This window comes from Cupriavidus sp. 05L411 (genome assembly GCF_056398045.1).
Genome location: NZ_JBFTOQ010000005.1, coordinates 37,758 through 58,757, shown reverse-complemented (window position 1 = coordinate 58,757; position 21,000 = coordinate 37,758). Strand labels below are relative to the sequence as shown.

At 63.7% G+C, this 21,000-nt stretch carries 20 protein-coding genes; 13 read left to right on the top strand and 7 right to left on the bottom strand.

From position 1 onward, the window contains the following. Positions 1-13: 13 nt before the first annotated feature. The 9 genes from yiaA to AC1DQR_RS07220 all read left to right on the top strand — a co-directional run bounded on the left by yiaA (position 14) and on the right by AC1DQR_RS07220 (position 9,307). Positions 14-478, top strand: a complete 465-nt coding sequence (gene yiaA / locus AC1DQR_RS07260) for an inner membrane protein YiaA (RefSeq protein WP_416051639.1) — start codon at positions 14-16, stop codon at positions 476-478. Between the two features lie 72 nt (positions 479-550). Beyond that, positions 551-1,285 carry a DUF3304 domain-containing protein gene (locus tag AC1DQR_RS07255; protein WP_416051640.1) on the top strand — a complete coding sequence of 245 codons (735 nt, stop codon included), beginning with the start codon at positions 551-553 and terminating at the stop codon, positions 1,283-1,285. Then, the gene (locus tag AC1DQR_RS07250; protein ID WP_477132796.1) at positions 1,282-2,100 is read left to right on the top strand and encodes a DUF3304 domain-containing protein; all 819 of its coding nucleotides are present in this window, start codon (positions 1,282-1,284) and stop codon (positions 2,098-2,100) included. The genes AC1DQR_RS07255 and AC1DQR_RS07250 overlap by 4 nt, the downstream gene beginning before the upstream one ends. An 86-nt stretch (positions 2,101-2,186) precedes the next feature. Continuing rightward, on the top strand, positions 2,187-3,152 hold the full coding sequence (locus AC1DQR_RS07245; RefSeq protein WP_416051642.1) for a DUF3304 domain-containing protein: 966 nt from the start codon (positions 2,187-2,189) through the stop codon (positions 3,150-3,152). Further along, positions 3,149-5,566 carry a T6SS phospholipase effector Tle1-like catalytic domain-containing protein gene (locus AC1DQR_RS07240; RefSeq protein ID WP_477132795.1) on the top strand — a complete coding sequence of 806 codons (2,418 nt, stop codon included), beginning with the start codon at positions 3,149-3,151 and terminating at the stop codon, positions 5,564-5,566. The genes AC1DQR_RS07245 and AC1DQR_RS07240 overlap by 4 nt, the downstream gene beginning before the upstream one ends. Positions 5,567-5,646: 80 nt before the next feature. Then, positions 5,647-5,928, top strand: a complete 282-nt coding sequence (locus tag AC1DQR_RS07235) for a PAAR domain-containing protein (RefSeq protein WP_416051644.1) — start codon at positions 5,647-5,649, stop codon at positions 5,926-5,928. 1 nt (position 5,929) lies between these two features. Further along, the gene (gene icmH / locus AC1DQR_RS07230; protein WP_416051645.1) at positions 5,930-6,910 is read left to right on the top strand and encodes a type IVB secretion system protein IcmH/DotU; all 981 of its coding nucleotides are present in this window, start codon (positions 5,930-5,932) and stop codon (positions 6,908-6,910) included. Positions 6,911-7,171: 261 nt separating this feature from the next. Further along, positions 7,172-8,767 (top strand): MFS transporter, encoded by a 1,596-nt coding sequence (locus tag AC1DQR_RS07225; RefSeq protein WP_416051646.1) that lies wholly within the window; start codon positions 7,172-7,174, stop codon positions 8,765-8,767. A gap of 75 nt (positions 8,768-8,842) precedes the next feature. Further along, positions 8,843-9,307 (top strand): MarR family winged helix-turn-helix transcriptional regulator, encoded by a 465-nt coding sequence (locus AC1DQR_RS07220; RefSeq protein ID WP_150987357.1) that lies wholly within the window; start codon positions 8,843-8,845, stop codon positions 9,305-9,307. 53 nt (positions 9,308-9,360) lie between these two features. On the opposite strand, the gene AC1DQR_RS07215 is transcribed toward AC1DQR_RS07220, so the two are convergent. Next, positions 9,361-10,254, bottom strand: coding sequence for a DMT family transporter (locus AC1DQR_RS07215; RefSeq protein WP_416051647.1), 894 nt, complete (start codon positions 10,252-10,254; stop codon positions 9,361-9,363). Between the two features lie 137 nt (positions 10,255-10,391). Here AC1DQR_RS07215 and AC1DQR_RS07210 point away from each other — a divergent pair, with 137 nt between their 5' ends. Beyond that, positions 10,392-11,186 carry an AraC family transcriptional regulator gene (locus tag AC1DQR_RS07210; protein WP_477132873.1) on the top strand — a complete coding sequence of 265 codons (795 nt, stop codon included), beginning with the start codon at positions 10,392-10,394 and terminating at the stop codon, positions 11,184-11,186. A gap of 9 nt (positions 11,187-11,195) precedes the next feature. On the opposite strand, the gene AC1DQR_RS07205 is transcribed toward AC1DQR_RS07210, so the two are convergent. The 3 genes from AC1DQR_RS07205 to AC1DQR_RS07195 all read right to left on the bottom strand — a co-directional run bounded on the left by AC1DQR_RS07205 (position 11,196) and on the right by AC1DQR_RS07195 (position 14,678). Further along, on the bottom strand, positions 11,196-12,554 hold the full coding sequence (locus AC1DQR_RS07205; RefSeq protein ID WP_477132794.1) for a cobyrinate a,c-diamide synthase: 1,359 nt from the start codon (positions 12,552-12,554) through the stop codon (positions 11,196-11,198). Between the two features lie 64 nt (positions 12,555-12,618). Further along, positions 12,619-13,320: a response regulator gene (locus AC1DQR_RS07200; RefSeq protein ID WP_477132793.1), complete on the bottom strand. Its 702-nt coding sequence runs from the start codon at positions 13,318-13,320 to the stop codon at positions 12,619-12,621. 404 nt (positions 13,321-13,724) lie between these two features. Beyond that, positions 13,725-14,678: a LysR substrate-binding domain-containing protein gene (locus tag AC1DQR_RS07195; protein WP_416051650.1), complete on the bottom strand. Its 954-nt coding sequence runs from the start codon at positions 14,676-14,678 to the stop codon at positions 13,725-13,727. Between the two features lie 936 nt (positions 14,679-15,614). Here AC1DQR_RS07195 and AC1DQR_RS07190 point away from each other — a divergent pair. Both AC1DQR_RS07190 and AC1DQR_RS07185 read left to right on the top strand, forming a co-directional pair. Next, positions 15,615-15,905, top strand: coding sequence for a transposase (locus tag AC1DQR_RS07190; RefSeq protein WP_150987366.1), 291 nt, complete (start codon positions 15,615-15,617; stop codon positions 15,903-15,905). Between the two features lie 146 nt (positions 15,906-16,051). Further along, positions 16,052-16,420 carry a hypothetical protein gene (locus AC1DQR_RS07185; RefSeq protein ID WP_416051651.1) on the top strand — a complete coding sequence of 123 codons (369 nt, stop codon included), beginning with the start codon at positions 16,052-16,054 and terminating at the stop codon, positions 16,418-16,420. A gap of 3 nt (positions 16,421-16,423) precedes the next feature. On the opposite strand, the gene AC1DQR_RS07180 is transcribed toward AC1DQR_RS07185, so the two are convergent. Together AC1DQR_RS07180 and AC1DQR_RS07175 are read right to left on the bottom strand one after the other, a co-directional pair. After that, positions 16,424-16,942, bottom strand: a complete 519-nt coding sequence (locus AC1DQR_RS07180; RefSeq protein ID WP_416051652.1) for a hypothetical protein — start codon at positions 16,940-16,942, stop codon at positions 16,424-16,426. Positions 16,943-17,087: 145 nt separating this feature from the next. Next, the gene (locus AC1DQR_RS07175) at positions 17,088-17,915 is read right to left on the bottom strand and encodes a Crp/Fnr family transcriptional regulator (protein ID WP_477132792.1); all 828 of its coding nucleotides are present in this window, start codon (positions 17,913-17,915) and stop codon (positions 17,088-17,090) included. A 269-nt stretch (positions 17,916-18,184) separates the two neighbouring features. Between AC1DQR_RS07175 and AC1DQR_RS07170 the strand changes: the two genes are divergently transcribed. Then, positions 18,185-19,357 (top strand): extracellular catalytic domain type 1 short-chain-length polyhydroxyalkanoate depolymerase, encoded by a 1,173-nt coding sequence (locus tag AC1DQR_RS07170; protein WP_477132791.1) that lies wholly within the window; start codon positions 18,185-18,187, stop codon positions 19,355-19,357. Between the two features lie 105 nt (positions 19,358-19,462). Here the strand turns inward: AC1DQR_RS07170 and AC1DQR_RS07165 are convergent, their stop codons facing one another. Then, positions 19,463-20,773, bottom strand: a complete 1,311-nt coding sequence (locus AC1DQR_RS07165; protein ID WP_416051655.1) for an MFS transporter — start codon at positions 20,771-20,773, stop codon at positions 19,463-19,465. Between the last annotated feature and the right edge of the window lie 227 nt (positions 20,774-21,000).

Below are 21,000 nucleotides of genomic sequence, written 5' to 3'. Positions count from 1 at the left end.
AATGCAACCATTCATGAACCAGCAATCTCAACAGCCATCCTTCGCCTTCGTCGCCGCTTCGTGGTCCGCACTTCTTGCAGGCTTTCTTGCCTTCCTGGTGGGACTCTTCAATGCCGACATGCAGCTCAATGAGCGTGGCTACTACTTTACGGTACTGGTCTACGGCCTGTTCGCCGCGGTGTCTGTCCAGAAGAGCGTGCGCGACCGGCTGGAAGGCATTCCGGTGACCGGCATCTACTACGGCTTGAGCTGGGTGTCGGTGATCCTGTCCGTGCTGCTGCTTTGCGTGGGGCTGTTCAACGCCACCCTGGCCTTGAGCGAGAAGGGATTCTATGGGATGTCCTTCGCGCTCGCGCTGTTTGGCGCCATCGCGGTACAAAAGAACACCCGCGACACGCAGGCAGCCCGACCGCAGGTGATCGAGCCCCAGTTTGTTCAGATCCAGGAAAGCGACGCCGCGACGCGCCAGGGCGACTAGCCCTTCCCGCCGGCGGCTTAACGATCAGGCGCCGGCTTCAGCGATCGCAACTTTGCAGCCTTGCGGATCCATATGCACAACACCACCACTGTTGCTCGACACCTCTGGCGACTCTGCGTCAGCCTCTCCCTGATCGCGGCACTGGGCGCTTGCTCCGATCGACTGTCGGCTTGGTTCTCGCCGGTGTTTTCCGATGCAGAAGTGGAGGCGGCGCCCATGCCAGATCGCATGCGTGGCGCCAGCGTGAGCGGATTCAATTACACGCCGGACTTCATCGGCTGGTTCCGCATCACCGGCCCGGATGGCATGCGCGGAGGCGGCCCCAATATCAGGCCGGCACCTCCAGGAGGGCGCTCCGGTGGCGGTGCGGAAAACTGCTGCATGAGCATCCCTGCGGTCTGGCGTCCCGGCATTGAGGTCACGGTCCACTGGCATGTGGAGAAAGTTCAGGACGGAAAAACACCGGGCGTGGTTTACCGTGCCACGACCACGTTGCCCGAGTACGGCGAACTATCCGGCAGCATGTGGGCCATCTTCTTGCCCGGCGATCGCGTCAAAGTAATGGTGAGTGATAGCACTAACGGGCGTCGGGCGGATATCCGTCCCGCCGACGATGACCCCTTTATCGCTCATGGTGTGCTGGATGATGAAGAGACCAAGGGCGTGCGCGCGCAGGCACGAATAGCTGACTGCGCCAGCGACGAGCGCGACTGTCCACCAGAGTTAAGAGAAAAGAACTATGAGAGCGGCCTGTGCAAGGTGGGCCTGCCATGCCCTCCGACATCCAAAAAGGAGAAGAGCCGATGAATATTCTGCGCTGGCCGGCCAAGATGCCGGAACGAGACAGTGGGCGCTTGCCGGAAGGGCGCGAAGCCTATCCTCTTGGCAAGGCAAAGATGATCGATCCGCTCGGGGCATGCGAACAGACGATCCATGTCAACCCGTTCTTCGACGGCACCAACAACAACGATGACAAACAAACTCATCGATGGAATGCCGCCAAGCATGACAACGGCGGTGTTGCGCGAATGCTCTGGCGACTCTGCGTCAGCCTTTCTCTGGTCGCGGCGCTGGGCGCTTGCTCCGATCGACTGTCGGTTTGGTTCTCGCCGTTGTTTTCCGATGCAGAAGTGGAGGCGGCGCCCACGCCAAGCCCCAGGGTTGGCGCCAGCGTGAGCGGATTCAACTATACGCCGGACTTCATCGGCTGGTTCCGCATCACTGGCCCGGATGGCATGCGCGGCGGCGGCCCCAATATCATGCCGGCTCCGCCGGGAGAGCGCTCGGGCGGTGGTGCGGAAAATTGTTGCATCAGCATTCCTAGGATCTGGCGCCCCGGCATCCAGGTCACGATCCACTGGTATGCAGGGAAGATCCATGACGGAAAAACGCCGGGGGTGGTTTATCGGGCTACGACCGAAGTGCCGCAATACAACGGAGAGGATACGGCTGGCATGTGGGCCATCTTTTTGCGGGCGACCGGGTCAAGATCATGGTCGCGGATGGGAATGCTAATGGCAGAAACAGCGTCGATGTGCGTCCTGCCGACGACGATCCCTTTATCGCTCATGGTGTGCTGGATGATGAAGAGACCAAGGGCGTGCGCGCGCAGGCACGAATAGCTGACTGCGCCAGCGACGAGCGAGACTGTCCACCGGAGTTAAGGGAAAGGAACTATGAGAGCGGCTTGTGCAAGGCATGGCCTGCCATGCCCTCCGACATCCAAAAAGGAGAAGACGCGATGAATATTCTGCGCTGGCCGGCCAAGATGCCGGAACGAGACAGCGGGCGCTTGCCAGAAGGGCGCGAAGCCTATCCTCTCGGCAAGGCAAAGGTGATCGATCCGCTCGGGGCATGCGAACAGGCAATCCATGTCAACGACGGCACCACCAACAACGATGGCAAGCAAACTCATCGACGGAACGCCGCCAAGCATAACAACAGCGGTGTTGCGCGAATTTTATGGCGAATCGGCGCGAGCCTTTCTCTGGTCGCGGCACTGGGCGCATGCTCCGATCGGGTGTCGGCTTGGTTCTCGCCGGTGTTTTCCGATGCAGAAGTGGAGGCAGCACCCACGCCTGGTCGCATGCTTGGCGCAGGAGTGAGTGGGCTCAATTACACGCCGCACTTCATCGGCTGGTTCCGCATTACCGGCCCGGATGGCATGCGCGGAGGCGGACCCAATATCAGGCCGGCGCCTCCAGGAGGGCGCTCCGGCGGCGGTGCACAGAACTGCTGCATCGGTATTCCTGCGGTCTGGCGTCCCGGCATTGAGGTCACGGTCCACTGGCATGTCGAGAAAGTTCAGGACGGAAAAACACCGGGTGTGGTTTATCGTGCCACGACCGAGGTGCCGCAATACGATGGTGCCAACTCCGGGGAAATGTGGGCGATATTCCTGCCGGATGATCGGGTCAAGATCATGGTCGCGGATGGGAATGCAAATGGCCGAAACAGCGTTGATGCACGTCCCGCCGACGATGACCCCTTTATCGCTCATGGTGTGCTGGATGATGAAGAGACCAAGGGCGTGCGCGCGCAGGCACGAATAGCTGACTGCGCCAGCGACGAGCGCGACTGTCCACCGGAGTTAAGAGAAAAGAACTATGAGAGTGGCCTGTGCAAGGCGGGCCTGCCATGCCCTCCGACATCCAAAAAGGAGAAGAACCGATGAATATTCTGCGTTGGCCGGCCAAGATGCCGGAGCGAGACAGCGGGCGTTTACCGGAAGGGCAAGATGCATATTCGCTTGGCAAGGCAAAGGTGATCGATCCGTTAGGTGCATGCGAACAGACGATCCATGTCAACCTCTTTTTCGACGGCACCAATAACAACGATGACGAAAAGAACCCCTGGCGGGACTCCAAGGGCTTTGCCCACACTAATGTGGCGCGCCTATATAACGTGACGAAGGAAAGGCCAGGAGAAGGGCACTTCAAATACTACATTGTCGGAGTCGGTACGCCGTTCCCCGAAGTCGATGAGCATACTTATTCCTCGACGGGAAAGGCGTTTGCCACTGGCTTCGGCACACGCTGTGTCTGGGGTTACACACGCTTATTGCACGCGGTCCATTGGGCTATCTCAGGGAAATTCGATGAAATTTTCATGGGGAATGAAATAGCCGCCAAAATCTGCCAACAGTTAAACCCAACCGTCACCGCGACCGTGTTCGGCGCAAGACCGTCATCCCCCCTGCTTGAGCAGAAGCTGAACGCCCTGGCCGGCCTGCAGCGCGCCATGGAGAGGGATTGCCAGCGCAACAAGGTGATCAAGAAGGTATGGGTCAACGTCTTCGGCTTCTCGCGCGGGGCGGCGTCGGCGCGTGTTTTCGTCAGCAAGCTGGTCAATGAGTGGGCCAAGGACGGCAAGCTCGCCGGGCTGATCCCCTACCAGGTGAACTTCCTTGGCCTCTTCGACACCGTGGCCTCGGTGGGGCCGCCCGACTCCACCGCGAGCGCCCTCGATTTCGACACCTTCGATGGCCACTTCGACTGGGCAGGGAGCGGCCGGCTCAATGTCCCGAAGTCCGTCCGGCGCTGCGTGCATTTCTTCTCGATCCACGAGCAGCGCATGAGCTTTCCGCTCGACACGATCCGTAAGGGCCGCAGCTATCCGGGCGGCMCGGACCAGCTCCTGGAAGTGCCCTATCCCGGTGTGCATTCGGACGTGGGTGGCAGCTATCCTCCCGGAGACCAGGGCAAGTCGGTGGTGAACGATGCGCACAAGCTCGGCAAGATTCCGCTGCATGACATGTATATCGAGGCACTCAAGGCCGGAGTTCCCCTGTTGCTCAAAAGCGAGATTGAGACCAACAGATTGCTTGTGCAAGACTTCGCGATCGCCCTCCCCGTCATCCAGGCCTTCAACGCCTGGCTCGACAGGCTGCCACAAGTGGACAGCGTGGAAGAGGCCATGGACCTCGGGCTGCGCCAGAACCTGATGTGGCGGTCCCTGCGGGCGCGCGTTGGCACCGGCGAGTACGTCAGCACCCAGCCGTTCTACAAAGCCTGCGTGAGCCGCGAAGGCAAACTGACGCCGCATCAGATCGAGTCGAGGATCGAAGCTGAGCAGGCCAATGACCCGGAGACGCAGCGGATGCGGGCCGAGCTGGAGGCGCTAAAACGGCAATTCACACAGCTTGGCAGCCGGGCCGCATCGATGGGAATCGGTGGCAGCGGTACCGTGGCGCAGCGCCAGGCGTTGATGAAGGAAGACGCTCTGCTGAGGGCCAGCATTGCCGCGAAGAAGGCGGAGATCCAGCGCCGCAAGGAGGAGCTGTATGCCAAGATCGCGGGCAAGAAGCCGGAAGACGCGCGTCCCGGCGAGGGCGCGGATGAAATCGTTGCCAATGACCAGCGCGACCTGCGCGAAGCCGCGGAGGAGTTTCGGCTGCTGTTGGGCTTTCTTCACCCGGATCAGCGTGAGGCGCTGGGTGTGCAGACGCATTTTGTCAGGCGTCCGCCCATGCCTGGCGATGTCTTCGGCACCCTGCGCGGCATCGTGGGCCGCATTCTCGCTGGGCCCATCGGCGACGCGGGCAGCCTGCTCTGCGTGCGGCGGGACAGGAACCCCGACTCGGCGGTGGTCACGCTGGTCCAGCGCGATCTGATGGTGTCGACCGCCGCGGTGCGGTCCTTCAATGCGGGGGACGACGTGCTGGTGCAGCCCACCGAGGAAATGATCGACTACCTGCGCAAATGGACCTCGCCGGCAGCCGTCGATCGTTTCGCCATTCAGGAGCGGGCAGCCATTGCCCTGTTCGACGATTTTATCCATGACAGCCGGGCGTGGTTCCGGGTCCCGCACTTCCACGAGTACTCGCTGGGCGGCTATGGTTGGGCACGTACGCTCTATATTGGCGACAACACACGTGTGCGGCACCTCGGCATGACCAAGCTCAGCACCTTCGATGCCATGATCGGCGTCAGCAAGGCGGCGGTCCAGTCGGCCAGGAAGGCGGCGCTCGATACGGCGGCCGAGGCAGCAGGCCGCGCCGCGGATGCGGTGCTGGACGCCGCCAAGTCACGTGGGAAGTCGTTGCTGGACGACATGATCCCCAAGGGGCCGCCATGGCCCCGCCTGTGATGGTGCTGCCCGCGTCCCCTTACTTTCCATGCCTTTCCATTTCATTCCATTCCATTCAATTTCCACTTGAGGAGACTGCAATGCCCCAATCCATGATCGTGCTCGGCGACGAAACCTCGCATGGTGGCCGCGTGATCACCGGCTCGCCCAGCGACATGATCGACGGCCGGCCGATTGGCCGCAAAGGCGATCTGGTCGACTGTCCGATGCGGTATCCGGACGGGCGGCCGCACGGCGTCAATCCGATCATCGAGGGCGACGATTCCCACAGGCTGGATGGCCGGCCGATTGCTCTGCATGGGCACCGCTCCGAATGTGGCTGCACGCTGATCGGCAGTACCAGCAGCTTTGTCGGGGGCTGACATGGGCGCTTCGGCAAAAGCGGAAAGTCATCCGCGCTCTCAAAAGGTGCCGCGGCAAAAAACCCGGGCACGGGTGAAGCCTGTCGCGAAGACGAAATCCGAGGCGACCGCGGCAGTCGCGGTCGAGGGGGGCACCGAGCCGCTACCGACACTTGGACCGGTGCCGGAGGAGGTACTGGCGAAGCGACTGGCCGAGATGAAAAAAACGCGGAATCCGCTGCTGACGGCCGCCGACCCGCTCATGCTTTTCTTGGCAAAGATCCCACTGGGCATCATCAGCTTCAGCCAGCGTGGCAAGATCGACTTGTTTCGGGCGCAGCTTGAGCAAGAGATGGAGGCCTTCGAGACGTTGTGCTGCCAGGCAAATATCCCGCCCGCGCTTGTCGTCGGTGCCAGCTATTGCCTCTGTACGGCGCTGGATGAGGCGGTTCACGATACGAAATGGGGTGGCGACACGGCACAGGGCCTGGGCGCCTGGTCGCAAAACGCATTGTCCGTCCGGTTTCATGGAGACCGGGATGGCGGCACAAAGGTCTTCCAGCTGGTTGGCCGGCTTGTCAAGGATCCCGACGGCAATCGCGATCTGCTTGAACTGATTTTTCAGGTCATGAGCCTCGGTTTCATGGGGCGTTACCGCGTCGACAGCGATGGTCGTCGCAACCACGAACACATCCGCCAACGCCTCTATAGGCTGGTGCAGGCTGGCCGCCCGCCAGTGCCAAAAGAGCTGTCCCGGAATTGGCGGGGCGAGCCGGCTGGCAAGATGAAGCCGCTATGGCATATTCCCGTGTGGATGGCGGCGCTCACCTACAGTGTGATCTTGCTGGTCATGTACGCCTGCTTTTCCTACCAGCTATCTGTGCGGACAGATGAGGTTGTAAAGGCGATTCTTGCGATTGGGGAAATGCGCCCCCCAAGCGAATCCGACCTCGAAGCCGAGCCACCGCCCGTCACGCCAGGTGAGGCGGGGCCGGTGCGGTAATGGAAAGTGTGGGCGCGTCACGGGATGAATGGATGCGCAGGACGTGCAGGTGGTCGCACGCCGTGTGTTAACTCCGCGCATCTTGCTGGGAGGGCCAATCGATGATTGACCCTCCCGCCAGCACCAAGGTCTGCTGAGGCCGAACGTTGGCGCCCGACGAAACCCGCCAAACTAAATTCTTGTCACCGCACACCACCCCCTTCCATCCCGCCAACCCTGTCCTATAATGATTGACTCCACAATCATTGATGGAACAACAAAATGATTTCGCAGCCTCACGAGGCGCATAGCAGCGGGCAGGTGCTGCCATTCCGCGAGTCCCTGCTGGCCATGCTGGGTATCGCGTTCGTGGTGATGTTGGTCGCACTTGACCAGACCGTGGTCGGCACCGCGCTGCCGACCGTGGTGGCGGAGCTGCAGGGGTTCGAGTACTACGCCTGGGTGGCGACGGCCTATCTGCTGATGTCGGTGATCACGGTGCCGATCTTCGGGCGGCTGGGCGATTACTACGGGCGAAAGCCCTTCGTGATGGTGTCCATCGTCGTGTTCACGCTGGCTTCCGCGCTGTGCGGCATGGCGACGAGCATGCCGTTCCTGGTGCTTGCGCGCGGCCTGCAGGGCATCGGCGGCGGCATGTTGGTGGGCACTGCCTTCGCTTGTATCCCTGACCTGTTCCCCGATTCGCATGTGCGCTTGCGCTGGCAGGTGATGATGAGCGCGGCGTTTGGCATTGCCAATGCGGTGGGGCCGTCGCTTGGCGGCGTGCTGACCGAGGCCTATGGCTGGCGCTCGGTGTTCTATGTGAACTTGCCCGTGGGCTTGCTGGGGTTGTGGTTTGCCTGGCGCTACCTGCCGCACTTGCGCCAGCAGGCTAATACCGGCGCGATCAAGGTGGATTGGCTCGGCGCGGCGTTGATCGGCGTGGGGCTGGGCGGCTTGCAGTTGTGCGTGGAGTTGATGCCCGAGCGTGGGTTCGGGCTGGTCACCGGCGGCTTGCTGGTGATGTCGGCGTGTGCCTTGGTTGGGTTATGGCAATGGGAGCGCTACACGCCGAACCCGATCCTGCCGCTGGAGATGTTCCGCAATCCCGGGCTGGCGCCGTTGTTCTTGCTGGCCGTGTTCGTCGGCTTCGCGATGTTCTCGTTGCTGCTGTACGCGCCGCTGCTGTTTCAGGGGGGCTTTGGCTATTCGCCGAAGGAGGCGGGCGTGCTGGTGACCCCGCTGGTGGTGTGCATCACGGTGGGCAGTATCATCAATGGGCGCATCATCACCCGCATCCGCCAGCCTAACAATATGCTGTATGCGGGATTCGGCATGCTGGCGCTGGCTTGCCTTGGGCTGTCCCAGGCAACGCGCGGGATGTCGCACCATTTGTTGCTGGGCATGATGCTGCTATGTGGCTTCGGGCTCGGTTTCATCATGCCCAACCTGACGGTGTTCGCGCAGCAGACCGCGGGCCGCGAGCATCTGGGCATTGCCACGGCGATGCTGCAGTCGCTGCGCATGGTCGGCGGCATGATCGGTACTGCCGTGGTGGGCACGTTGGTCACGCGCAGTTACCTCAGTGGCGTGCACGACGCGCTGCAGAGCGCCGGTGCCGGGCAGTGGCAGGCGCGCATGGCGGATCCGCAGATCCTGATCGACCGTGCGGCGCAGGCAAGCCTGCTGTCGCAGCTGGAGGCGGCCGGGCACAATGGCGCCCTGTTGCTGGAGCAGGCCCGGCTGTCGCTGGTTGGGGCCATCCATATGGGGCTGGCGCTGGCCGCGGTGATTGCGGTGCTGGGCCTGTGGCGTTCACGGCGGGTGCCGCCGATCAAGCTGGAGCGTGCCGTCAAGCCGGTCATGGCAACGGAGTAGGGCGGGACGCGGGGCTAGCCGATAATGTGGGGGAGGTTGCCCGTCGCGTGACGGAGCCCCAAGCAGGAGATTGGAGTGGAATTGGAGCGTCAAAGCCTGGCTGTGCTACAGCAGTTCGGGCGAACTTACCGGGCTTATGCCGCGGCTTTCGAGCAGCGCATCGGCCATCCCTTGCCGCGCTGGCGCATTCTGTCCGCGTTGTACGCCCATGCCGGGCCCATAGCGCAGAAGCCCCTTGCCGACCGCGTCGGCATGGACCCGGGCGCGCTCACGCGCCAGCTCAAGGCGCTGCAGGAGCTCGGCTGGGTAGAGCGCAACACCAGCGAGCGCGACAACCGCGTGACCAATGTCACGCTGTCGGCGCTCGGCCATGGCGTTGTGGAGCAGGCATTGCCGCTGCGCTCGGCATTTCTGCAGGACGTGCTGGAAAACGTCTCCGAGACCACCATGCGCAATCTGTCCAAGGGCCTGGAAGAGCTTGAGGGCGGCATTGCCGAAGCGGTGCTGCGCACACAGCAGGACAAGGCGGACGCCGTGTGAGCGCGGCATCCACGACGACCTTGATCCAACCGTCCTGACTAGCTCAGCCCTCCCTACGGCCGAGCCAGTTGCAGCCTCAAGGGCGCCGTCCATATCTCGGCCAGCAGCACGCCCAACACCGTGAGCACCCCACCGACCGCGTGATATGGCGCAAGCGATTCGCCCAGCAAGCCCGCCGCAATCAGCGCGGTGAGCAGGGGGATCAGGTTGAAGAACATGCTCGCACGGCTCGGCCCGATGCGGGCGACGGCGTGCATCCACACCAGCGGTGCAACCATCGACGCCATGAGCCCGGCGAACCCGACCAGAGGGAGATTGGCGGCCGAGAGGCCCATCTTTGGCGTGAGCAGGTAGAGCGGCAGCAACGCGATGACGGCGGCGACGATCTGCAGGTAAAGCATTTGCAGCGCCGGCACGTCCTTCATCTTCCAGCGCTTGAGCAAGATCACATAGACCGCGTAGGCCAGCATGGCCAGCAGCATCAGTGCGTCCCCGAGGTTGGCGCCGCTGGTCAGCAGGCTGCCCAGGTCTCCGGAAGATACGACCACCAGCACGCCGGCGATCGACAGCACGGACCCCGCCACGGCGCCGGCAGTCAGGCCCTGCCCCAGTAGCAAGATCGACAATGCCAGCACCATCATCGGCGTGAGCGAGCCGATGATGCCCATGTGCGTGGCGGTGGTCAGGTAGGCGGCATAGTAGGCCAGGCACTGATAGGCCACCATGCCGAGCAGGCCCAGCACGGCGATCCGCCCCAATCCGGGCCGGATCGCGGCCCAGTTGCGCAGCACGGGGCGCAGTGCCAGCGGCGTGAAGAGCACGGCGGCCAGGAGCCAGCGGTAGAAGCTGATCTCGGCCGGCGCGATGGTGCCAGCGGCCATTTTGCTGACGACGGTGTTGCCCGACCAGATCACGACGGCCAGGAGCGGAAAGGCGTATTGCCACATGAGCGCTTTCTCTGATGTGTATGGAACGCTATCATGAGCGCGTCTGTGTTGATCTATATAGCTCAATCAGGACATATCGACCGGAATTCCGGACTAATTCCGGACTCTGTGTAGCAACGGACCCAGCGAACATGGCTATGGCCGACAAGTGGCGTTTCCTGCCGATCCTGGATGTCGAAGGGATGGAGGGCCCCTTCTATTTGCGCTACGACGAGTTCGGCGCCGATACGCTGGCGGAGGCGCACAGCCATAGCTGGGGTCACCTGAACTACGCCGCGCACGGCTCGATGCAGATGGAAACCGAAGGCATGCGGCTGCTTTCCCCGCCGCAGTACGCGATATGGATTCCGCCAAAGGTGGTGCACAGCTGCACGTTGCGCCACGCGATCGTTTACCGCTCGATCTACATCGAGCCCGGCCTATGCGCGCAGCTGCCGGCCGAGCCTTGCACGGTGCGCATCAGCCCGATCATCAAGAGCGTGCTGGCGGACTTTGCCGCGCGCGACCTGCATGTGCCACGCACGCCGGCCGATCTTCGGCTGGCGCATGTGGTGGTCGACCAGCTTGCCGTGGCGCCGGTGCAGCGCTGCTACCTCCCGGCGGCAAGCACGCCCGCCCTGGCCGCCGTGCTGGAGGCGCTGCAGGCCGATCCTGGCGACCATCGCACGCTGGCCGAATGGGCCGCCAGCGTGCACATGACCGAACGCACCCTTGCGCGCCGTTGCCAGCACGAGCTGGCCATGTCCTTCGGCGACTGGCGCCAGCGCCTGCGTTTCCTGCGTGCTATCGATGCCCTGGAGGCGGGCCGCAGCGTGCAGGAGATCGCGTTCGAACTCGGCTACAGCACGGCCTCCGCGTTTATCGCGATGTTCCAGCGCGAGGCTGGCGCCACGCCGGAGCAGTACCGGCGCGAGTTTTGTGGCATTGCGTGATGTTTGCGCTTACCGCGCGCCGCTGAACAGCGCCGCGATGGCCAACGGGTTGGACGGGAAATACAGATGCGTGTACGACGCCGTCAGCGCGCCCTGCCGGAACACCGCCTCGCCCCGCGACCCGTCGCGCGGCACGGTGGCGTGGCAGTAGGGCGCCAGCGGGGTTTGCGCGCTGGAGTAGTGGAAGGTGTGGCCGCGCAGGGTGCCTTCGGGCAGTGCCAGTTGTTGATGGCCGAGCGCGGCAAGGCGGCGTTGCATTGTCACCGTGCCAGGCAGCAGGCCCGCCACGGCGTGGCTATCCCCGGCCTTGTCGACCAGCGTCTCGAACAACGCCATCATGCCGCCGCATTCGGCGAGGATCGGCAGGCCGTTGGCATGGGCTTGGCGCAGGGCGGCCAGCATGCCTGTGTTGGCCGAGAGGCGCGCGGCGTGCAGCTCGGGGTAGCCGCCGGGCAGCCAGAGCGCATCGCTGGCGGGCAAGGCAGCGTCGTCGAGCGGGGAGAAGAAGGCCAGCCGGGCGCCGAGTGCCTGGAGCGTATCCAGGTTGGCAGGGTAGAGAAAGCGGAAGGCGGCGTCGCGGGCGATGGCGATGGTCCTGCCGGCCAGCAGCGGCGGCAGCACGGGCAGCGGCGGCGCCGAGGCGATCTCCACGGCCGCGGGCAGGGCGCCGATGGGTTGCCCGGCGAGGGCATCCGCGAGGCGGTCCAGCCGCGTGTTGAGGTCGGGCAGTTCATCCGCCGCCAGCAGGCCCAGGTGCCGCTCGGGCAGCGATGCCGCGTTGTCGCGCGCCAGCGCGCCGGCCCAGGCGATATGCGCCGGCAGGCTCTCTTGCAGCATGTCGGCATGCCGCGGGGAGGCCACCCCATTGGCAAGCACTTGCATGGAGGCCAGCGGCTGGCCGTAGCCAGCGAGGCCGAAGGCCAGCGCGCCGAACGTCTGCGCCATTGCGCCGGCCTGGATCACGCTCAGCACGGGGAGGCCGAAATGGCGTGCCAGGTCGGCGCTGCTGGGGGTGCCGTCGTGCAGGCCCATGACGCCCTCCACCAGGATCAGGTCGGCTTCGGCCGCTGCCTGGGCAAGGCGTGCCGCGGCGTCTTCGGCGCCGGTCATCCACAAGTCGAGCGAGTAGACCGGCGCGCCGCTGGCAGCCGCGAGAATGGAGGGATCGAGGTAGTCAGGGCCGCTTTTGAAGACGCGGACGGTGCGGCCGGCCCGGCGGTGCAGCCATGCCAGCGCGGCCGTCACGGTGGTCTTGCCCTGGCCGGAGGCCGGCGCCGCCACCAGCATGGCGGGCACGCGCAGGGGCCTTGCCGCATCGGATTGGGTGCCTGGAACGGCGGGTGCGACGGTTGCGGCAAGATTGGGCATGGCGATGATGTTGGCTGACCAAGTAGCGGGACTGGCAGAAACGGCTGCCTGCGCGGCGCTGCGATTATATCCAGTCGGACTGGCCGGCCGGCTGGCTCTCCTGGGGACTATCCGGGTTCGGCAGCACCAGCCCCTGTTGCGCCGCGAAGTCGAACAGCTCGCGCTCATTGCTGGCCCCGAGCTTGCGCATGGCGCTGTTTTTCTGGCGGCTGATGGTCTTGACGCTGCGGCTCAGCTGCCCGGCAATCCCGGTGATCGAGTTGCCACTGAGGTAGAGCCGCATGACTTCGGACTCGCGTACCGACAGGCAGAGGGCGCCGGCGCGGCCGGGTGCGTAGTGGGCGCCGGACTGGTCCAGCACGCGCGCGGCGGAGTCGCCGATAAAGCGCAGCCCGCGTTCGACGCGGATGATGGCGGTGACCAGTTCGTCCAGCTGCGAGTCCTTGAGCAGGAGGCCATGGGCGCCTGCGTTCAGGATGGCGCGCAGAACCAGCGGGTTGGTGATCATGGTGAGCACCACCACGCCTAGCGCCGGAAAGTGCCGCCGCAGACTGGCTAGCAAGCGGATGCCATCGCTCGCATTGCTGCAGGGCATGTGGTAATCGGTGACGACGATATCAGGCCGGAATGCGCGCACGGCCTGCAGCAGCTCGGCGGAGCTGTGGACATCTGCGCAGACCTCCCAGCCCGTTTGGCTCCGCAACTGGCTCCTGACTGCGAGCGTAATGGCGGGATGGTCATCGGCAATCAATATTTTCAAAGGCATGGCAATGCTCCTGCACAAGCGCAGGCATGCACGGTGTCCGGGCCGTACATACCTGGCGCGAGCTGGAAGGGCTCACGGCACGGATGCCGCGAACATGAAAAGCGAGTGCTTCGATTCGCGCTGGGCGGCGCTTGCCGCAAGTGGATCGCGCCCTTGAAAAAACGCGCCGCACGGCTTTTCGCCGGCGGCGCGAACAGCACAGGAACAAAGCACCTCCAGGCGCATGCTTTGCTCGGACGAACAGGAAGCAGGAGGTGCCCACGAAGCATAAGCGCTGGCTTCGGCGTCAGGACTGAGACTATTCTCAATTTTGAGCGGAGGGCGCGGAAGCTCTCACGGGCCAGCGGGCGTGGCTAGCCGAAAGCCGACACACCGCGGCGCGGCGCGCTTCAGGGGCAGCAGGCTCAGGCTGCGTAGGCAGCGGTGCGCGTCTCGTGTGACAGATGACGGCGGTCGATGGTGCTGACGGGGTCATGCAGCACGGCGCTGCCGATCTCCATGATGCCGCGCAGTGCATTGCCGGCGCGGACCGGCGCCCAGAAATGTAGGGCTGCCCATTCCGGGAAGCTGCTGGGTGGCGCCAACAGGCGTGTTTTGTGTTTGCGTGCCACTAGTGGCACGTTGAAGTCCAGCAGTGGACAGATGCCGCCCGCGGCAAGCAGCAGCGCAACTTGCGTGTGCCAGGACGGCACCACGGTTTCCCGATAGGCGGGATCGTGCGCGAGCCGGTTCAGGAAGCCCTGCAGCGGGCTGCCGGGCTCGGTGTCTTCCTGCAGCAGTATCCACTCATGCCGGCCTTCGGCATCCTCGACGCCGCCTGGCCGCACCACGCTGACCAGGCGGCGCGGCGTGGCCATGATGTTGTGCAGCGCAACGTCCTCTGGCACAAAGTGGCTATCGACCACGAAGGCACAGTCCAGTTCGCCGCTGCCAAGCTGGGCAGCCAGCGCGGCGTCGGCAAAGACTGGCCGCGTCATGAAGCGGTCATCCGGGAACTGCTCGCACAAGGCCGTGAGGATCTCGGTGATGACCGGATCGCCGATCGACGGCGAAAACCCGATGGAGATGCGGCGGTGCGGGCTTGTCTCTTCGGCGACGGGGGCGAGCGGGCGTACCAGTTGCGCCCACTTTGACAAAATCTGGCGGGCGGTCTGCTCCAGCCGCAAGGCATGCGCGGTAGGTTCCAGCGTGCCATTGCGCTTGATGAAAAGGGGGTCACCGGTGATTTCGCGCAGACGCGCGAGGCTGTAGGCAATGGTCGGAACCCGGCCTTGCGTGCAGGCGGCGACGGCGCTCAGGTCACGATATTCCATCAACAAAACAAAAACGTGCAAGAGCTTGGTGCTGACATGCCGCATGGTGACTTCTCCCGATTCGAAACTTGTTTTTGTTTTCTTCTCTGTCTCTCCGCAGGTACGCCAAGGCCCCAAGGCCATGCCGCACCTGCCGTGCCGGGTAGTTGGCGTATCGGGTCCATTGCCGTGCCAGGCCGTCAACGCAGGGCCTCTCGCAGCGCCATTGCATCCGCAAGACATGACGGTTTTCAAAATCTCCCGGCTTACTTGGGAAATGACGACGCAGTGCTGCTTGCATGTGGCCCGGTATCTAGAAGCAACGCCGAAAAAACGACCAGCCGACCGGCTACGCGTTGCGCTTATCGTCGCCAGTCTGCGCCGGGGCGCGAGGCCCGGTTGCTGGAGATCGAAATTTAGTTAATGCCAGACAAGATTAATACAGAACTTTGAAACTTGCCAGTAGTCTTCTGGAAGTCATTTCATAAAACCAAGTCAAAAAGTGCTGTTTGTCATGACATAAAGACATTAAAAATATTTATGCCATTCGATTCATAACTTTGTGTGATTTGGTGCTTTGTGCGACGCAAAGTCGGCTTTTTTTCGCGTATCAGGATTTCTTTGCGGTTGTGTGACAGTAAAAAGAGAATCAGAGAATCGGGAAGTGGACTATCAAATTTTGGCAATTCGATCTAGTTTATTATGATTTTTTCCAGGTTGGCATGTGATGGCGCTAGATTTCAACATTGTTTTTATCGATAAATTAAAATGTTGAGTTGTTTTTTTGGTCATGGATGATATGCTCGCGGGTTTGCTTGCGTTGCCGTAGGTTGCCGGTCAGACGGGGGCCGCCTCGCGGCGGGTTGCCTCTCCAATTTGCTTAACTCGCGGCTTGAACACACTGAATTGCCTTTTGCGGTGCGGGTGGTAACTTTGCGGCAGGGGTAGAAATGGTCGAGCTCGGGCATTGGCACGAGCGGCCTTTGCTAGCGGAGGCAGTCAGTGAACAGACGTTTCTCGGAGGAGCAGATCCGCGGCTACCTGGCGGAAGCCGCTACCGGCGTGCCGGTCCGCGAGCTATGCGCGCGCTATGGTTTTAGCGACGCTTCCTTCTATGGCTGGCGCATCAAGTACGGCCAGGGCGCTGGCAGCGAAGCGCGCGACAGCCGCAAGTTGCGAGACCTGCAGGAGGAAAACACCCGCCTCAAGAGTATGCTTGCAGATGCGCTGCTCAAGCTTGAGTTGCTGCGCAATCGCACGGGTCGGGCTGGCAATGGCAAGGAACGAAGCTAAGTCTGGTTTGTTCCTGCATTGCCGGCGGCTGCCGCCACCTGAGGAGGGACATCGGAAACATGCGGTATTTCGGTATCAGCCGGCAGGGCGACCCCTGGAACATCGTCATGGGAGGCGCAATGCGTCCCCGCTGTGGAGAACTGAACATGAAACGGGCTTCGATCATCATGGCTGCCGCTCTGGGTCTGGGGCTGCTTGCGGGCCAGGCTGCCACCGCGGCCGAGCTGGAAGTGCCCGCGCCGATGGTCGCACCGCCGCCGCCGCGGCTCTTGCTGGATACCGCCACCGACAATGTCGGGCCGGCGGCGGACGGCACCCTCACGCCATCCCAGCGCACCCGTTGTCAGGGCTTGCTCGACAAGATCAACGCACTGCCCTCGGGAGCGCAATGGACCACCGGCAAAGCCACGGTGACCAGCGCGGATGGCAGCACCCATCCCAATATCGAGCGGCAGGCGGAACGCAAGAAGCTCGATGAGGCGTATCGCCAGGAATGCGCGCAGGAAAGAAAGTAAGCTCTATTTCGCGCTGCAGCGGTCTGGCGTAATCGTGACTTCTCCCAGCGGGCGGTTGCCGATTCCCGCGTAGCGATAGTTCAGCGTGACACCCAACTGGCCCAGCACCGGCACGTCCGGGTTGCGGCAGATGCCGCGCTCGAGCACGGGGCGGGCGCTTGCCATGAACGCCACAGTGCCCTCGCGGGTCGCATCCACGCCAACCAGGCTGAGGCGGAACTGCACGCGCTTGCCTGGCGAGACGCTGCATCCCTCCAGCCGCGTCGCGGCGTCCAGCGTGAATGGGCCGGCGCGAGTCAGTTCCTGGCAAGCCGTATTGAGTTCTGCGTCCGAGCTGGCCACACCGCCGGTAAGGCGTGTCACACCACTCATGCCGGTGCTCCTGCCATCTACCGTGCCTAGCAGCAGTCTGGCCAGCGTCGATAGCGAGGCCGGCGCGGCGGCCGCCGGCGTCAGTCCGGTCACCATCAGGAGGCCAAGCGGCGCCAGGCCCGCGCGCACGGCGAAAGGAAAGTCCCGCATAGAGATACAGGTAGATACAGGTACCGGAAGCGATGTCGAGTGCCAGCGGCATAGCCGCAGGGTGACTTCCCTGAGGGCAACCCCGCACACGGCGGCATAGTCTGAACATAGGCGCGTTTGCACGGCCTTGCTGTCGGCGTCTGTCCTACGCAACCGAGGCGCCCGCAATGCGGATGCCTCTGGTGGTGTCTAGCCGGGACTGGCTCGGAGCGGAGGCGGACAGGTTTTCCGTCGCCGGTTCGGGCGGGCGTAGCGGCACCCGCTCGGGGTCTTCATAGACGGAGCACAGCCCCGCCGGATCGACGATGCGCAATTGCCGCTGCCGCACGGTGATCAGCCCGACCGCGGCAAAACGCGCCAGCAGGCGGGATACGGTTTCCAGCGTCAGTCCCAGGTAGCTGGCTATATCGTTGCGGGACATCGCCAGGGTCAGCGCCGCTCCGGCATTGCCCCGGCGGCGCTGCTCGCCAGCGAGGTCGAGCAGCAGCATAGCCAGCCGCTGTGCGGCTTTCATCGACCCGATCGCGACCAGCAACGTGCGCTCGCGCTCGGCATTGCGGCGCAACGTGCTGAGCATCGGCTCGCGGTACTCGGCGCTGAGCAGGTGCGCGCGTGCCGTCTCCACCGGCACCACGCAGCAGCGCGTGTCCTGCATGGCCACTGCGCTGGTGCAATGGGCCTGGCCATCGAGATCCTCCAGCCCGAGCACTTCGCCCGGGTGCGCGAAGGCGGTTACCTGGCGCCAGCCAAGCGGGGACTCGAACACGGATTTGGCGCTGCCGTCGCGCACGGGAAACACGGCCATTACTGGCCGGCCCTGGCGGTGCACCGTTTCTCCGGCGCGCCAGAGCATGCTGGCCGGGGCCAGGCTGCGCTGCCGCCGATCGTTTGCAGCTGACGCTTCCGAGTTGCTGCAGATTGGCTGGAACAAGCACAGCGAGCAGCTTGGAAACGCTGCGTCGGGCGTGGTCATGACATTCTCCGTTTGCCTGCGATACACGCAAACGCAGTATAACCGCGCGCCTTTTTCCGCTATCTCTTAGTGATCTGCATTCTTTCGTCGGCTGTATTCAATGTTTTGGTAATTGTGGGAGCGAGCGGAAGTGCATCTGCGGGCGCATGCTGGATTAGACGAAAGAATCTAATGTCTTGCTTTCATAACATGTGATGGAAAAGCGACAGCAAGCGCCGGGTTGTCGTGTGCTATGCTGCATCGCAACAATATCGATAGCAGGAGTCTTCATGACCAAAAGCCTTTCGGCGGACTGGCATGCGCAGCTCCGGCAGATCAGCCGGGCGCAACCCCAGTCCGCGCACCATCTCAAAACGTGGTTCAACCGTATCGCTACCCTTAATCCCGCAGCGCCTCGTCTTCGGGCGCGTTCGCCGGCGCCGCTGCCTTTGCCGCCGCGCCACCCCTTGCCCGGAGAATGGGCTCCCCACCATCACCGCCTCGCGCCGCTGCCGGGCGAGCTGGTGCCTCGCTTGCCCTACTGGCTATACGTGCCTTCCGGCGCGCCCAAGCGGCCCATGCCGCTGGTAGTGATGCTGCATGGTTGCCGGCAGACGCCGGAAGATCTCGCGGCGGGCACGCGGATGAACGCGCTTGCCGAGCGCGAAGGCTTCATGGTGGCCTATCCCCAGCAGCCCCTACGGCGCCAGATGCAGCGCTGCTGGCAGTGGTTCGACCTGGGAGCCAAGGAAGGCGGCCGCGAGGCGCAGGCGCTGGCGGTCTTGATCGATGCGTTGGCGGCCAGGCGGGACGTTCGTGCCGACCAGGTGTATCTGGCGGGCTTGTCCGCGGGCGCCAGCATGGCGGCGGTAGTGGCCTTGCGTTATCCCGAGAAGATTGCCGCCGTGGGCCTGCATTCCGGGGTCGTGATCGGTGCGGGCCACACGGCCAGCGACGGCTTGCGTGCCATGCAGCACGGCACGCAAGCGGACCCGGCGATGTTGCTGGATGCCGCCGGCGTGACGCCGGGCGGACCGAAGATGCCGGCCATCGTGCTGCACGGCATGGACGACGGCGCGGTGCATCCCATCAACGCCCGCTTGCTTGCGCGCCAGTTCCTGGCCTACAACGGCATGAACGACCGGGTCGAGGAGCGGATGAACGGCGCCGCGGTGCGGCACCTCGCCGGCGCGGAGCAGGAAACCGCCGCGGCGGCGGATGCAGAGGAAGGTGTGGCGCAGGCTGACAGCGCAAACGGCCAGCCGGCCAGTGCCCTGCTGCCGGCGGGGGACTACCTGGAAGCCAGCTTTGGCACCTGGAACCGCGAACTGGTCGAGCTGTGCGAGGTTGCCGGCCTCGATCACGCCTGGAGCGGCGGCGATGGCGACTACCCTTACCATGCGCCGATTGGCCCCGATGCCAGCGCGTTGATGTGGGCGTTTTTCAAGCAGCATCGCCGCTAGCGCTGGCCAGCGCATGGGCGTAAAAAAAGGAGGGCGCGAATGTGGCCCTCCTTTTTTTCATGGCCGGCGTGTGGCTTGACGCAGGCGCAGCAGTTGCCATCAGGTTCAGGCGAGCGAGCGGTCCTTGACGAACAGCGCCGTCGCCATGCCCAGCAGGCACAGCGCCACCACGTAGTAGGCGGGGGCCAGCGGATCGTTCTTGAGCATCAGCGTCACGATCATCGGGGTCAGCCCGCCGAAGATCGCGTACGACAGGTTGTACGAGAACGACAGCCCGGAAAACCGTACCTGGGCCGGGAACGCCTTGACCAGCACATACGGCACCGCACCGATGGTGCCCACGAAGAAGCCGGCTACCGCGTACAGCGGAATCAGCAGGTCCGGGCGTGTGTGCAGGGTGCTGTAGAACACGTACGAGCTGATCGCCAGCAGCAGGCCGCCAACGAACAGGGTGACCCGTGGGCCTACCTTGTCGGCCATCAGGCCGGCCACCACGCAGCCGACCGTCAGGCACAGCGTGGCCACGCTATTGGCTACCAGCGCGGTGCGCGCATCGAAGCCATAGATCTTCTGCAGGAAGGTGGGCGTCATCAGAATCACCACCACGATGCCCGCGGACAGCATCCACGTCAGCAGCATCGATACCGCCACCGCGCCGCGGTGATCGCGCACCACCGTCTTGAGCGGCATTTCCGCGGCCAGCGCCTTGCGCTTCTGCAGCTCGGCGAACACCGGGGTTTCATGCAGCCAGCGGCGCAGGTACATGGAGCCGATGCCGAATACACCGCCCAGCAGGAAAGGCATGCGCCAGCCCCAGTCGACAAGCTCGGCCGGGGTGAAGATGGTATTGACGCCGGTGGCCACCAGGGAACCTAGCAGGATGCCGGCCGTCAGGCCTGCGGTCAGCGTGCCGCAGGCATAGCCGGTGCGGCGCGCGGGCACGTGCTCGGAGACGAACACCCAGGCACCCGGCACTTCGCCGCCAACCGCCGCGCCTTGCATCACGCGCAGCAGTAGCAACGCCACGGGCGCGAGCAGGCCGATCGCATGGTAGGTCGGCAGCAGGCCCATCAGCAGCGTCGGCACCGACATCAGCAGGATCGACAGCGTGAACATCTTCTTGCGGCCCAGCAGGTCGCCGAAGTGGGCCATGATGATGCCGCCCAGCGGGCGCGCCAGGTAGCCGGCGGCAAAGATGCCGAAGGTCTGCAGCTGGCGCAGCCAGTCCGGCACCGACGGCGGGAAGAACAGCTGCCCGATGACGGTGGCGAAGAAGACAAAGATGATGAAGTCGTAGAACTCGAGCGCGCCCCCGAGGGCGGCAAGGGCAAGCGTCTTGTAATCCTGTCCGGTCAGCGGGCGCGCTTGTTGGCTGTGCGCGCTATCTGCTCCGGCAGTACTGCTGATGGTAGACATGAGGAGACTCGCATGGAAATTGTTCGCATGCGAAGCGCGCAACACGGTTGACGTGGAGGGTTCTGGCCGGAGGATACAGCGCGGGAGAAGCAGGCACTAAGTGGCGGATAAGCCGCTGGCATGCGACAAGACGCTTCGCAAAGGCGTGACGATACCAGATCAGCGTTGAACCGGCTCCAGACGGCGCGCTTGAATTCCTTTTTGGACCCTCCTGAAATCCTCTTTAA